This window comes from Streptomyces sp. NPDC046915 (assembly GCF_040644935.1).
Lineage (GTDB): Bacteria > Actinomycetota > Actinomycetes > Streptomycetales > Streptomycetaceae > Streptomyces.
On the sequence record NZ_JBEYXB010000021.1, the window covers coordinates 106,342 to 119,275 of the forward strand.

13 protein-coding genes and 1 tRNA gene are annotated in these 12,934 nt (G+C 70.2%); 8 read left to right on the forward strand and 6 right to left on the reverse strand.

Annotation, left to right across the window (positions count from 1 at the left end):
- Positions 1–64: 64 nt before the first annotated feature.
- Entirely contained in the window at positions 65–2,593 is a 2,529-nt protein-coding gene (locus tag ABZ915_RS38815) for an ABC transporter permease (RefSeq protein WP_361813260.1), read from the reverse strand.
- Complete coding sequence (locus tag ABZ915_RS38820) at positions 2,593–3,363, reverse strand: ABC transporter ATP-binding protein (RefSeq protein ID WP_361813261.1); 771 nt, start codon at positions 3,361–3,363, stop codon at positions 2,593–2,595. Before ABZ915_RS38820 ends, ABZ915_RS38815 begins: the two co-directional genes overlap by 1 nt.
- A 431-nt stretch (positions 3,364–3,794) precedes the next feature.
- On the opposite strand from ABZ915_RS38820, the gene ABZ915_RS38825 reads away from it, so the two are divergent.
- Positions 3,795–3,877, forward strand: a tRNA-Leu gene (locus ABZ915_RS38825).
- A 31-nt stretch (positions 3,878–3,908) separates the two neighbouring features.
- Here ABZ915_RS38825 and ABZ915_RS38830 read toward each other — a convergent pair.
- From ABZ915_RS38830 to ABZ915_RS38840, 3 genes are all read right to left on the reverse strand, one after another.
- A complete protein-coding gene (locus tag ABZ915_RS38830; RefSeq protein ID WP_361813263.1) occupies positions 3,909–4,883 on the reverse strand; it encodes an alpha/beta hydrolase in 975 nt (324 codons plus the stop codon).
- A gap of 102 nt (positions 4,884–4,985) precedes the next feature.
- Positions 4,986–5,237, reverse strand: coding sequence for a hypothetical protein (locus tag ABZ915_RS38835; RefSeq protein ID WP_361813265.1), 252 nt, complete (start codon positions 5,235–5,237; stop codon positions 4,986–4,988).
- 164 nt (positions 5,238–5,401) lie between these two features.
- Positions 5,402–5,797 carry a helix-turn-helix transcriptional regulator gene (locus ABZ915_RS38840; protein ID WP_361813267.1) on the reverse strand — a complete coding sequence of 132 codons (396 nt, stop codon included), beginning with the start codon at positions 5,795–5,797 and terminating at the stop codon, positions 5,402–5,404.
- 238 nt (positions 5,798–6,035) lie between these two features.
- Here ABZ915_RS38840 and ABZ915_RS38845 point away from each other — a divergent pair, with 238 nt between their 5' ends.
- The 6 genes from ABZ915_RS38845 to ABZ915_RS38870 all read left to right on the forward strand — a co-directional run bounded on the left by ABZ915_RS38845 (position 6,036) and on the right by ABZ915_RS38870 (position 12,174).
- Positions 6,036–6,251 carry a hypothetical protein gene (locus ABZ915_RS38845; RefSeq protein ID WP_361813269.1) on the forward strand — a complete coding sequence of 72 codons (216 nt, stop codon included), beginning with the start codon at positions 6,036–6,038 and terminating at the stop codon, positions 6,249–6,251.
- 105 nt (positions 6,252–6,356) lie between these two features.
- On the forward strand, positions 6,357–6,575 hold the full coding sequence (locus ABZ915_RS38850; RefSeq protein WP_361813271.1) for a hypothetical protein: 219 nt from the start codon (positions 6,357–6,359) through the stop codon (positions 6,573–6,575).
- A gap of 112 nt (positions 6,576–6,687) precedes the next feature.
- A complete protein-coding gene (locus ABZ915_RS38855) occupies positions 6,688–8,601 on the forward strand; it encodes a hypothetical protein (RefSeq protein ID WP_361813273.1) in 1,914 nt (637 codons plus the stop codon).
- Between the two features lie 434 nt (positions 8,602–9,035).
- Positions 9,036–9,722, forward strand: coding sequence for a hypothetical protein (locus ABZ915_RS38860; protein ID WP_361813275.1), 687 nt, complete (start codon positions 9,036–9,038; stop codon positions 9,720–9,722).
- A gap of 206 nt (positions 9,723–9,928) precedes the next feature.
- Positions 9,929–11,104: a 4-hydroxybenzoate 3-monooxygenase gene (locus ABZ915_RS38865; RefSeq protein ID WP_361813277.1), complete on the forward strand. Its 1,176-nt coding sequence runs from the start codon at positions 9,929–9,931 to the stop codon at positions 11,102–11,104.
- Between the two features lie 203 nt (positions 11,105–11,307).
- A complete protein-coding gene (locus tag ABZ915_RS38870; protein ID WP_361813279.1) occupies positions 11,308–12,174 on the forward strand; it encodes a Bax inhibitor-1/YccA family protein in 867 nt (288 codons plus the stop codon).
- Positions 12,175–12,280: 106 nt separating this feature from the next.
- Here ABZ915_RS38870 and ABZ915_RS38875 read toward each other — a convergent pair whose 3' ends face one another.
- Positions 12,281–12,511, reverse strand: a complete 231-nt coding sequence (locus ABZ915_RS38875; protein ID WP_361813281.1) for a DUF4287 domain-containing protein — start codon at positions 12,509–12,511, stop codon at positions 12,281–12,283.
- A 105-nt stretch (positions 12,512–12,616) separates the two neighbouring features.
- Here ABZ915_RS38875 and ABZ915_RS38880 point away from each other — a divergent pair, with 105 nt between their 5' ends.
- The gene (locus tag ABZ915_RS38880; protein ID WP_361813283.1) at positions 12,617–12,928 is read left to right on the forward strand and encodes a hypothetical protein; all 312 of its coding nucleotides are present in this window, start codon (positions 12,617–12,619) and stop codon (positions 12,926–12,928) included.
- Positions 12,929–12,934 lie beyond the last annotated feature (6 nt).

The window sequence follows — 12,934 nt, forward strand, 5'->3', positions numbered from 1 at the left end:
GAGGCCCCGTCCCCTCCGGTGTGCGGGAGGACGGGGCCTCGGCTGCCGTACGGGCGTGCGGCCGTTACTCCGACTTGATGGCGGCCAGCATGTTCAGCCGGGCCGCGCGGCGGGCCGGCCAGAGGGCCGCGAGGACGCCGACCGTGCCGGCCAGCAGCAGGAAGAAGGCGATCCGGCCCCACGGCACGACCAGTTCGTAGGTCGCCATCTTCGTGCCGATGAGCTCACCGGCCGCCCAGCCGAAGAACACGCCCAGGCCGATGCCCAGCACCGCGCCGAAGAGGGAGATCACCAGGGACTCCAGGCGCACCATCCGCTTGACGGCCTTGCGGTCCAGGCCGATCGCGCGGAGCATGCCGATCTCCTGGGAGCGTTCGAAGACCGACATGGCCAGGGTGTTGATGACGCCGAGGACCGCCACGATCACGGCCATCGCCAGCAGGCCGTAGAGCATGTTCAGCATCAGCGTGAACATCTGCGCGATCGAGTCGGACAGGTCCTTCTTGTCCTGGATCTTGATCGCCGGGTTGTTCCCCAGCGCCTTCTCCAGCTTGTCCTTGGTCGCGTCGGACGCGCCGCCCGCCGCCTTGACCATGACCCGCATGTCGGCCGGGTCCGCCTGGTGCGGGGCCAGGGCCGCGTTGTCCACCATGATGCCCTGGAACAGGTCGTTGCCCTCGTACACCCCGGCGACCGTCAGCTTCTGCTGCTTGCCGTCCTCGTAGTGCGCGGTGAAGCCCGAACCGGCCTTCCAGTGGTGGGACTTGGCGGTGTCCTTGTCGACGACGACCCGTGAGCCGCCCACCTGGAAGGAGCCGTCGTCGACCTTCAGGTCGGTCAGCCTGCCGATCGCCGGGCCGTTGACGCCGGTCAGGTACTCGGTGTCGCCGTCGATGCGGGAGGCCGCGTCGCGCAGCGGGCTGCTGGCGGTGACGCCGTCGGTGGCGGCGAGCTTCTCGGCCACGTCCGGGGAGAGTTCGTTGCCGTTGGCCATCGACACCACGTAGTCCGCGCGGATCGCCGCGCTCGCCATCTTGTCGATCGACTTCTGGAGGCTGCCCGCCATCACCGTCATACCGGTGATCAGCGTCAGGCCGATCATCAGCGCGGAGGCCGTGGCGGCCGTACGGCGCGGGTTGCGCACCGAGTTCTGCCGGGCCAGCTTGCCGGAGACCCCGAACACGCGCAGCACCGGCGCGGCGGCCGCGATCAGCGGGCGGGACAGCAGCGGGGTCAGCACGAACACGCCGATGATCAGCAGTACGGCACCCAGGCCCATCGGGGCCTGGCCGTCGGAGCCGTCCATCGTCGTGGCCGCCAGGACCACCGCCACGCCGGCCGCCGAGAACAGGGCGCCGATCGTGTTGCGCAGCACCAGCGACTTGGTGGTCGCCTTCGCGTGCACCGCGCTCATCGCGGCCACCGGCGGGATCTTCGCGGCGCGCCGGCCGGGCAGCCAGGCGGCCAGCATGGTGATGACGACGCCCACCACGAGGGCGGCGACGACCGTGCCGGGCGTGATGACCAGCGGGCCGTCCGGGACGGTCGCGCCGAGCGAGCTCATCAGCGACCGCAGCCCGGCGCCGATGCCGATGCCGGCGGCCAGACCGGTCACACCGGCGACCGTGCCCACCACGAACGCCTCGATGAGCACCGACCGGGTGACCTGGCGGCGGGAGGCGCCGACCGCGCGCAGCAGGGCCAGCTCCTTGGTGCGCTGGGCGACCAGCATGGTGAAGGTGTTGGCGATGATGAACGTGCCGACGAAGAGCGCGATGCCCGCGAAGACCAGCAGGCCCTGCTTCAGCCCGCTCATCTGGGACGAGATCAGCTCCGCCTGGGAGTCGGCGAGTTCCTTGCCGGTGGTGGTCTCCACGCGGTTCTTCGGCAGGGCCTGCTCCAGCGCGTCCTGAAGCGCCGTCTGGCTGGTGCCCGGCTTCGCCTTGACGTCGATCTGGTCGTACGTGCCCGGCTTGCCGAACAGCTTCTGCGCGGTCGCCGTGTCGAAGAGGGCGAGGCTGCCGCCGGCCGCGACGTTGCCGTCGTCGGTGGTGAAGACGCCGCTGACGACCGGGGTGAGCACGGGGCCGTCGACGGATATCCGCACCTTGTCGCCGACCTTGTAGCCGGCCCGCTCGGCGGTCCTGGAGTCGATCAGCACCTCGCCCTTGCCGCTCGGGGCGTGGCCGCTGACGAGCGGGTACCGGGCGTCCTTCGTGCCCCAGTAGTTCCCGCCCTCGGACTGCCAGCCGCCGCCGATCAGCTTGCCCTTCTTGTCGGCGATGGCGGTGAAACCGGTGACGACGCCGGTCGCGGACTCGGCCCCGGGGACCTTCGCGCTCCGGTTCAGCATCGCCTGCGTCAGCTCGGGGGTCTTTCCGATGGTGTTGCCCTTGTCCGCCTGGCCCTCGGCCGTGACGGCGACGTCGACCTGGCCGAAGCCCTTGGCGGAGCTCTTCTGGTAGGCGTCGGAGATGGTGTTGGTGAAGACCAGCGTCCCGGACACGAACGCCACGCCGAGCATGACGGCGAGCACGGTCATCAGGAGCCGGGCCTTGTGCGCGAGTACGTTGCGCAGGGCGGTGCGGAACATCAGCTCGTACGGCCCTTCGAGTCGAACTGCTTCATGCGGTCGAGCACGGAGTCGGCCGTGGGCCCGTACACCTCGTCGACGATCCGGCCGTCGGCCAGGAACACCACGCGGTCCGCGTACGCCGCGGCCACCGGGTCGTGAGTGACCATCACCACCGTCTGCCCCAGCTCCCGCACCGAGTTGCGCAGGAAGCCCAGCACCTCGGCGCCGGAGCGGGAGTCGAGGTTTCCGGTGGGCTCGTCGCCGAAGATGATGTCGGGCCTGGAGGCCAGGGCGCGGGCGACGGCGACGCGCTGCTGCTGGCCGCCGGAGAGCTGGGCGGGCCGGTGGCTCAGCCGGTCGGCCAGGCCGACCATCCGGATCACGCTGTCCAGCCACTGCTTGTCCGGCTTGCGGCCCGCGATGTCCATCGGGAGGGTGATGTTCTCCAGCGCCGTCAGGGTCGGCAGCAGGTTGAACGCCTGGAAGATGAACCCGATCTTGTCCCGGCGCAGCTTGGTCAGCTGCTTGTCCTTCAGGGAGCCCAGCTCGGTGTCGCCGATGCGCACGGACCCGGAGGAGAAGGTGTCCAGCCCGGCCACGCAGTGCATCAGCGTGGACTTGCCCGACCCGGACGGCCCCATGATCGCGGTGAACTCGGCCTGCCGGAAGTCGACGGAGACCTGGTCGAGGGCGACCACCCGGGTCTCACCCTGCCCATAGATCTTCGACAGCTCCGTGGCGCGCGCGGCCACGGTGGTGGTCCGGTCGGCGATGGGTGTGGTGGTCACGGAAAGGTGCTCCTGTCAGGACGACGGCGTTCGTGGGGACGTGATCCATCGTCCCGGCCGGTTGCCGCCCTGGAGTCACCCGCTGTTCCGGTTCCGGGGGGCGACTGCGGTCGGACCGGGCGGCCCCGTGTCATACCTGGGGATGAGGGCCGACCCTGAGGAGCAGCCCGAGGAGAGGCCGGAAAGGTTCGCGCGGGACCGGACAGGTTGTCGAGAACAGGTGGGGCCCCCTTGTTCGTACGGTGAAATTCCGTCATTCCACGTACGCGCGCACCCACCACACGTAACGCTATTGGCAAGTGCGGATGGCGTGTGCAGGGGCCTGATGCTCCCTCAGACCTCAATAAAATAAGACAACATCGCACTGCCCTACCGCTGTTCGGGGGATGCATCCCGATAGGGTCAGAACCTCGAAGCGGAGCCCATGGCCTGCCCGGATGGTGGAATGCAGACACGGCGAGCTTAAACCTCGCTGCCCCTCGCGGGCGTACCGGTTCAAGTCCGGTTCCGGGCACCTTCCATGTCTGCGGTGCGTCGACGCAGGCCTATGCCTCCTCGTTCGTTCCCAGGGCGGCGCTGAGTTCCGCGATGGCCTGGGCGACGGCCGCACGCGTGGCGTGGGTGTCGCTGAGCGGGTTGAGCATCATGAAGTCGTGCGTGATGCCGTCGTAGCGGACCGTGGTGACGTCGACGCCCGCGGCACGGAGTTTGGCGGCGTACGCCTCGCCCTCGTCACGCAGGACGTCGGCCTCGTCGACCAGGACGAGCGCCGGCGGCAGGTCGGTGAGCTGGTCGAGGTCCGCCTTCAAGGGGGAGGCGGTGATCTCGCCGCGCCGCGCACGGTCCGGCGCGTAGGCGTCCCAGAACCAGCGCATGGCCTTGGCGGTGAGGAAGTAACCCGTGGCGAAGTCGGAGTAGGACTTGGTGTCCATGTCGGCGTCGGTGACCGGGTAGTACATGGACTGGTGGACGAAGCGGACGTCGCCGCGCTCCTTGGCCAGCAGGGCCAGCGCGGCGGTCATGTTGCCGCCGACCGAGTCGCCCGCCACCGCGATGCGGTCCGGGTCGAGGCCGTGCGCGGCTCCTTCGCGCACGATCCACTGGGCGGTGGCGTAGCCCTGCTCGATCGCCACGGGGTAGTGCGCCTCGGGCGAGCGGGCGTACTCGACGAACACCACGGCGGCCCGAATCCCGTTGGCCAGTTCGCGCACCAGCCGGTCGTGGGTGTCGGCGTTGCCGAGGATCCAGCCCCCGCCGTGCATGTACAGGACCACCGGAAGGGGTGATAGGGCGTTCTGCGGCCTGACGATCCGGACCCGGACGTCACCGACCTCGGCGGGAACCGTGATCCACTCCGTGTCGGCGGGAAGCTTGTCGATCGGCTCCGCCTGGATGTCGTCGAGCACCTTGCGGGCCTTCGCGGGGCCCATCTCGTACAGGAACGGCGGCTTCGAGGTGGCATCGGCGAGCTGCTGGGAGGCAGGCTCCAGAACCAGGGAACCGACGGGCGGGACGGCCATGACGATCTCCTCGGGGCAGTGGCGCGCTCGGTATGACAACAGCGTCACTCGCCCTGGTGGTGATCGCATCTGCCGGGTCCCCTGGCCTCGGCCGACGGCATGTCACCCTTCGTAGACGGTCAGTACGGCCCCCCCGACCTCGATCCGCCGTCCCGCGCGCATACCGTTGCGGCGGAGCGTTTCCAGACAGGTGTGGAACAGGCCGAGTTCATCCGTGTCCAGGATGGCGGCGGCCAGGTCCAGCAGATCGGCGACCGCCTCCGCGGTGAGAACCTCGGGCAGGTCCCCGGACAGCAGGACCATCGATTCACCGGCGGGTCCCCGGACCACGGCCGTGGTCGTCCCGCCATGCACGAACAACACATTCCCCCCAGAGAGCCCGTGGTCGTGCGGCTCCAGTGCCTCGGGCGTGACGAGAGACTAGCGGGGGATCTCGGTCGATTCGGGCGGTGTCGGTTTCTTTCACCGTCTTGGTGGTGGAGCGACCGTCCGATGTCGTCGGACGGCCGGGAGCCCGGTCACTTCTCGCGCGGTGAGCGGTCCAGCAGGGACTCCACCAGGGCGGCGACATGCCGGCGGTCGTCGGCCGACAGCTTCTGGACACTGGCGATGAGCACGTCCACCTCGGGGTCGACGGCCGGCGCGGCCCCGCCGTCGGCCGCGTTGGACGGGGTGCCGTAGACGTGGATGCCGCAGGCCTCGGCGGCGGCGCGCCGCACGGTGTCCAGGGGCAGTTCCAGTCCCTTGGCCAGGCCTTCGAGGGTGGCCGCCTGGGGCATGCGGACGACGCGGTCGGTGGTGGCCAGGTGGTGGACGGTGGAGCGGGGGACGCCGCCGCGGCGGGCCACGTCACCGTAGGACCAGCTCTTGCGGTCGAGGCGTTCCCGGATCAACTGCTGAAGTGCGTTGGCCACTGACGGTCACTTCCTGCTCGCCGCTCGGCTTGGGGCCTGGCTGTCCAGGTCGGGGCCGATTCTACGGTCGGGGGCACGTACCGCCGAAAGGGTGATTACCCGAATGGGTTGCGCGGAGGTGCCCGGAGGCCGTAGTGTCCAATCTCGTTGGACAGCACGTCCGACCAAGTTGGACAGAGTCGGGGGGGAACCTGACTCGGTCCGACCGGAAATGTCTATCCCGTAGGGGGAATCGATCATGATGGACGCCCACGAGCTCGAGGCCGAGTCCGCGGAACTGCTGCCGGGTCGTGAGGCCCTCGGTCGCCTGAAGTTCAGCTTCGGCAAGACCGTGAACGTCACCAAGCACGTCGCGAACATCAACGCCGCCAACCAGTCCGCCGCCCTGAACGACCACTCCGCGTGGTCCGTGGCCGACTCCGGCGCCGCCCAGGCCATCAACGTCGCTCAGTGACGCGCCGCCCAGCTGAACTCCTGGGCGCCTGAGCACCCGCAACACCCGAACACCTGAAACACCTGAAACACCCGAACGCCGGAAACACCTGAAAGGACATCCATCATGAGCATGGACATGAACGAGCTGGAGACCGAGTCCGCCGAGCTGCTGCCGGGTCGTGAGGCCCTCAGTCGCCTGAAGTTCAGCTTCGGCAAGACCGTGAACGTCACCAAGCACGTCGCGAACATCAACGCGCACAACGAGTCGGCCGCCCTGAACGACCACTCCTCGTGGTCGGCCGCCGAGTCCTCGGCCGCCCAGACGATCAACGTCACGCAGTAAGCGGCAGCACCGCGACGACGGCTACCGGGGGCGGACCGCGAGGTGGCGCGGTCCGCCCCCGGAACCGGACGGGGGAGAGCGGTGAGTACGTGTACGTGGGGGGAGATCACGGATGACGGTGCTCGGAGACGGGGCCCCGGCGCTTTACGACACGGGCCCGGTGCCCGGCCCCGGCGGCTGGCCGGTGACCTACGAGCAGGTGGCGACGGGCAGCCTGCCGGTCGTCGAGCCGCCGCCGCTGGTGCCGAGACTGAGCGCGGGACTGCGGCTGCACGGCGAGTACCAGGGATCGGGCTTCACCGACCCCAAGTACATCGCCCGTCGGGGGGACGGGCAGGTCGTGCAGCTGTCGCGGCTGCTGTATCTCGTGGCGTCGTCCGTCGACGGCGAGCGCGACGTCGAGGCCATCGCGCACCGGGTCAGCGCCCGGTACGGCAAGGAGGTCAGCGGTGACAACATCCGCTACCTGGTCGAGAAGAAGCTCGAGCCGCTCGGACTGACGGTCCCCGAGGGCCAGGAGGACGACGAGGTCGACGCCCCGCGCTCCGACCTGCTGCTCGCCCTCAAGGGCCACCGGGTCGTCTTCAACGAGCGGCGCACCGCGAAGATAGCCCGGGCCTTCGCCTGGCTGCACCGGCCGGCCGCGGTCGTGTTCGTGCTGCTGGCGGCCGTGGCCATGGACGTCTGGCTGTTCGGGTTCTTCGGCGCGATCGAGCCGGTCCTGGAGGTCCTCGACCAGCCGGTGCTGATCCTCGTCGTCTTCGTGCTCACCGTGGCCTCCCTCGTGTTCCACGAGTTCGGCCACGCCTCCGCATGCAGATACGGCGGTGCCAGACCGGGCTGCATCGGCTGCGGGCTGTTCCTGATCTGGCCGTCGATGTACACCGACGTCACCGACGTCTACCGGATCGGACGCGGCGGGCGGCTGCGCACCGATCTGGGCGGGGTGTACTTCAACGTCGTCTTCATGCTGGTCATGGCCGGGCTGTACTTCGCCACCGGGGCGCAGTTCCTGCTGGCCACGGTGTATCTCGGGCACTTCGAGATCCTGGAGCAGCTGATGCCGGCCGTCCGGCTGGACGGCTACTACATCCTGGGCGACCTCGCCGGAGTGCCGGACCTGTACGGCAAGATCAAGCCGATCGTGCTGAGCCTGGTGCCGGGGGCGAAGGGGCGGGCCGCCCGCCAGGAGGTCGCGGGGCTGAAGAAGTCCGCCCGTACGATCGTGGCCACCTGGGTGCTGACCATGGTGCCGCTGATCGTCGGCGAACTCGGGTACGCCCTGTGGAACCTGCCCCGGATCATCGCCACGATGACCCGGTCGCTGACCGAGCAACTCCTGGGCACCGGGTCGGCCTTCGTGCACGGGAAGGTCGTCGAGGGCCTGGTCGGGGTCATCGGCTGCGTCATGCTGCTGTGCCCGATGGCCGGGGTCATCTATCTGTCGGTGAAGATGGGCGGCCGGATCCTGCGGGCCGCGAAGCGCTCCACCGAGGGCCGGCCCCGGCTGCGGGTGGCGTTCTGCGCGCTGGCGCTGGCCGGACTGGCGGGGCTGAGCTACGCCTGGGTGTCCGGGATGACGCCGCAGCCGCTGCCGAAGAAGCCGCCGATCGCGCCGATCCTGCAACCCGGGGTGTCCACACGGGAGCCGGAGCCGCGGGAGGCGTCCACGCCGGGCGACGACAACTCGTCCGACCCCTCGGACGGGGGCTCGACATCACCCTCGGGTGCGGCGGGCACCGGGTCCGCGCGGCCGGGACACGGTCCGTCGGCCTCGGTGTCGGGCACCGCGTCGGTGCCGGCCTCGGCCTCCGCGTCCGGCAAGCCGAGCCGGAGCCCGTCCACGCAGAAGGCCGCACCGAGCGTTCCGGCCACGGAGGAACCCCCGCCCACCACCGCCTCCGGCGGGGCGGGCGGGCCGACACCCGAGCCCCCGCCCACCCCGTCGGAAAGCGTCACGCCCACACCGACGGACACCCCCACCCCGCCCCCGAGCACCGAGCCCTCCGCCCCACCGTCGACCTGAACCACGACAGCCGACCGGCCATGGGCGCGGCAGCCGACCACGCCGGAGACCGGGAGCCCACCGGCGCCGGCCGGGGAGGGGGCCGGCGGGCGGCAGCCCATCGCCCGCGGCAGCCAGCCGCGAACCGCGGGTCTGCGGCAATCACCGTCAGTTTCTGCGGCAGCCACCATCCGCGCGTCGGCGCCGGCAGCCAACCGCCTGCCGGTAGCCGGGCGTCGGCGGCGGTAGTCCACCCCCCACCTGGGGTGCGAGCCCACCGCCGGCAGCGGCGGCCGCGCACCGGCGGCCGTCGCAGCCACCGTCAGCGCCCGCGGCAGCCAGTCGGCCGTGAGCCGTGCGGCCACCATCCGCACGTCCGCGGCGACAGCCGGTCGCCGGTCGCCCGCCCGCGCCGGTCGCCAACCGTACGTGTCCGATCCATCGCTGGAGATCCCATGAACAGCCACCGAAAACCACGCTCCACCAGCAGCCCCATCACCCAACGGGCGGTCCGCATAGGCCTGTTCGCCGCCGGTATCGCCGGTGTGGCGACCGCGGTGCCGGCCCAGGCCCAGGCCGCGACGGCCGCGACGCAGTCGCATGTGGCGGTCGCGTCGGACCATGTGTTCAGCCACGCCGACCGGGCGCACCACACGCAGACGAAGGACTCCTTCACCATCCGCCAGTTCGGCGATGTGAACGCCACCGCCGTACGCAACCAGGCCAACGCGGTCTCGGCGGGCTGCTCCGCCGACGCCCACTGCCGGTCGGTGGCGCTGTCCTTCCAGATCGTCACGGTCACGGGGGACGAGACCCGGCTGAACGCCGTGAACCTCAGTGACGCGGCGAACAAGAAGTGCACCGGCTGTCAGACGCTGGCCGGCGCCTACCAGTTCGTCGTCTCCACGCCGACCCGGCTCACCCTCGACGACAACGCCCGAGGGCGGCTCGCCGACATCCACCGCCGGCTGGACGAGCTGACCCGGTCCACGATCCCGGCAGCCGAGCTGAAGTCGAAGGTCGACGGTCTCGCCGCGGAGGTCACCGGTGTCCTCCACGACGCGGTGGCGCAGGCTCCCAAGGGCGACACGCAGCCCGACGTGACCCTGCACCGCCACCTCGACGGCTGGCCGGGCCACTGACCGACCCCGCCGTCACCCCCCACCCTCCGCCGGGCCCGCGATTCCGACCGCGGGCCCGGCGGACGGCTGTGCGTACGGGCTGTGCGTACGGCTGTGCGGACGACAGTCGGCATCACCATTGACATCACCCGTGGGCGAGCGGAAACTCGACCGCAATAAAGTGAAGGAAATTTCACCAGGCGAACAAGGCGAACAAGGGGCGATCGATGCGCACCACCGTCGGCATCATCGGAGCCGGCCCCGCCGGACTCCTCCTCGCGCGGCTGCTGCGCACCGCGGGTATCGACTCGGTCGTCCTGGAGAGCCGCGACCGCGCCTACGTCGAGCACCGGCAGCGCGCCGGAATCCTGGAGCAGGGCACGGTGGACGTGCTGCGGGCGGTCGGCGCCGGAGAGCGCATGGACCGCGAGGGCCTGCGCCACGACGGGATCGAGCTGCGGTTCGCCAAGCGGCGCCATCGCGTGGACTTCCCCGCCCTCACCGGCGGCCGGTCCGTCATGGTCTACGCCCAGACCGAGGTCTGCAAGGACCTCATCGCCCTCCAGCTGAAGGAGGGCGGCCCGCTGCTGTTCGAGGCGGAGGCACTCGCCGTCGAGGACGCCGATACCGACCGCCCCCGCGTCCCCTTCCGGCACGCGGGCCGCGAGGACGTGCTGGAGTGCGAGTACGTCGTCGGCTGCGACGGCTTCTGGGGGGTGTCGAGGAAGGCCGTCCCCGCCGGGCTCTCCCAGGTCTTCGAACGGACGTACCCCTTCGGCTGGCTCGGCGTCCTCGCCGACGTGGCCCCCTCGCACGACGAGCTGGTCTACGCCCGCCACGACCGCGGCTTCGCCCTGCTGTCCATGCGCTCCCCGTCCATCGCGCGCCTCTATCTCCAGGTGCCCGCCGACACGGAGGCGGAGAGCTGGGCCGACGGCGAGATCTGGGACGAGCTGGAGCGCCGGTTCGAGACCGCCGACGGCTGGCGGCTGGAACGCGGGCCCGTCACCCAGAAGTCGGTGACCCCGATGCGTTCCTTCGTCCACGAACCCATGCGGCACGGCCGTCTCTTCCTCGCCGGCGACGCCGCCCACATCGTGCCGCCGACCGGCGCCAAGGGGCTGAACCTCGCCGTCGGGGACGTCGTCACCTTCGCGCGGGCGCTGGCCCACCGGCGGGACACCGGCTCGGCGGAACTGCTCGACGCCTACTCCGCGACCTGTCTGCGCCGCGTCTGGCAGGCCGAACGGTTCTCCTACGACATGACGACCCTGCTCCACCGCGCCCCGGACGCCACCCCGTTCGAGGACCGCCTCCAGCTCGCCCGTCTCTCCCGGATCGCCTCCTCGCGGTCGGCCGAGACCGACCTGGCCGAGGCGTACACGGGCTTCCCGTTCGACTGAGCGCGCGGCCGTCAGCCCTGTCCGGTTCCGGCTGTGTACCAGTTCGGTGAGGAATGGATCCCTCCGTGGCCGGGAATCACGCATCCGCGTAGCGTGTTGGCCAGCACGGACAGGGAAAGATCCTCCTCAAGTATTAGGATCATTCCTTTGCCAATCTATTACTCTTGAGCCAAGGCCACGAAGGGTGGCCATGGAGGAGTGAAATGAGGAGCAGTAACCCGGTCTTCTCGCGACGGGGGTTCAGCCGCGACAACGGCTACGCGGGCTTCAACACCGCGCCGCAGGCCGGGTACGCGCAGGGCAACCCCTATGCGCAGCAGGGCAACCCGTACGCGCAGAACCCCTACGCCCAGACTGACCAGCAGTACGGCGCTCCGCCGCAGGCCCCGGTCTCCACCGGCCGGATGACGATGGACGACGTCGTCATGCGCTCGGCCATGACGCTCGGCACCGTCGCCGTCGGCGCGGTCCTCGCCTGGGCCCTGCTTCCCGTCTCGGCCGGCAGCTACGGCCTGGCGGTCGGATCCGCGCTGGTCGCGATGGTCCTGGCGCTCGTCCAGAGCTTCAAGCGCACCCCCTCGCCCGCGCTGATCCTGGGATACGCCGCCTTCGAGGGCGTCTTCCTCGGCGTGATCAGCGAGATGTACAACAGCCGGTGGAGCGGCGCCCCGTTCCAGGCGGTGCTCGGCACGATGGCGGTCTCGGCGGCCACCCTCCTGATCTACAAGGCGGGCTGGATCCGCGTCACCGCCCGGTACGCCCGTATCGGTCTGGCCATCGCCATGGCGTTCATCCTGGTCATGGCGGTCAACCTGCTGCTGGTCGTGTTCGGCGTCGCCGAGGACGGCGGGCTGCGCAGCTTCGGCCCGCTGGGCGCGGCCGTGGGCATCCTGGCGGTGCTCATCGGCGCGTTCTTCCTGACCCTCGACTTCAAGCAGATCGAGGACGGCATCGCCTACGGCGCCCCGCGCCAGGAGGCCTGGCTGGCCGCGTTCGGCCTCACCCTGACGCTGGTGTGGATCTACGTGGAGATGCTGCGGCTCGCGGCCATCTTCAGCAGCAGCGACTAGCCACCGCCCAGCGGTAGCGAGAAGGGCCCCGGGTTCTCCCCGGGGCCCTTCGCCGTGTGAAGGTGCGTGTCTGCGGGTGCGCGGTCAGGGCCTGGCCCCTGCCGCCCTAGCGCAGCATGCGCGCGGCCCTCCTCAGGTCGTACTCGTGGACGATTGCCTTGGCGTGGCCGTACGCGAGGTTGTGCTCGTGCCGGAGCCAGCTGACTTTTTCCTCGAAGCGGAAGAGAGAGGGTCCGTCTTCGACGGTGCGCAACCAGTCGGAGACTTCACGACCGGTGCACTGGGGGATGCGGGCGAGCAGGTTGCGGTGGGTCTCCTCGGAGAAGAGTTGGGACATCGGCGCCTCCGAACGCAAAGGGGATGTAAGCCGGTCCTTCAGGTCACCGTGCCCTAGCGTTGGCGTGTTGGCAACAGTCCCGCTGGGACGCGTTACGCTCACGGCGTGGTTGATACGACGCCCCTGACCCATGCCGTGGATCACTTCGCCGACCGGTTGCGGGCGGCGCCGCAGTCCCGACTCCAACGGGGTGCTGCCGCTGAGGCTCTGCGACTGGGCCGGGAGTTGGCCGTGTGGGCCCAGCGGCTGGAGGACCCTTCGGGGGAGCCCCGGGAGATGCCGGACGCGGGAATGTTCGCGGCGGCCGACCAAATCACCGTGGCCGGGCATGACTTGGCGCTGGTGCTGTCGAGTGACACCGAGGTCGACGAAGCGGTGAGGCTGGTCGCGGAGGCGCAGAAGAGGGCGGGGGTCTGAGGACCC

Excerpts from the sequence above, each read along its gene's own strand:
- ABZ915_RS38875 (WP_361813281.1), bottom strand. The coding sequence starts at position 12,511 with ATGTCCCAACTCTTCTCCGAGGAGACCCACCGCAACCTGCTCGCCCGC.
- ABZ915_RS38830 (WP_361813263.1), bottom strand. The coding sequence starts at position 4,883 with ATGGCCGTCCCGCCCGTCGGTTCCCTGGTTCTGGAGCCTGCCTCCCAG.
- ABZ915_RS38865 (WP_361813277.1), top strand. The coding sequence starts at position 9,929 with ATGCGCACCACCGTCGGCATCATCGGAGCCGGCCCCGCCGGACTCCTC.
- ABZ915_RS38845 (WP_361813269.1), top strand. The coding sequence starts at position 6,036 with ATGATGGACGCCCACGAGCTCGAGGCCGAGTCCGCGGAACTGCTGCCG.
- ABZ915_RS38855 (WP_361813273.1), top strand. The coding sequence starts at position 6,688 with ATGACGGTGCTCGGAGACGGGGCCCCGGCGCTTTACGACACGGGCCCG.
- ABZ915_RS38870 (WP_361813279.1), top strand. The coding sequence starts at position 11,308 with ATGAGGAGCAGTAACCCGGTCTTCTCGCGACGGGGGTTCAGCCGCGAC.
- ABZ915_RS38815 (WP_361813260.1), bottom strand. The coding sequence starts at position 2,593 with ATGTTCCGCACCGCCCTGCGCAACGTACTCGCGCACAAGGCCCGGCTC.
- ABZ915_RS38860 (WP_361813275.1), top strand. The coding sequence starts at position 9,036 with ATGAACAGCCACCGAAAACCACGCTCCACCAGCAGCCCCATCACCCAA.
- ABZ915_RS38850 (WP_361813271.1), top strand. The coding sequence starts at position 6,357 with ATGAGCATGGACATGAACGAGCTGGAGACCGAGTCCGCCGAGCTGCTG.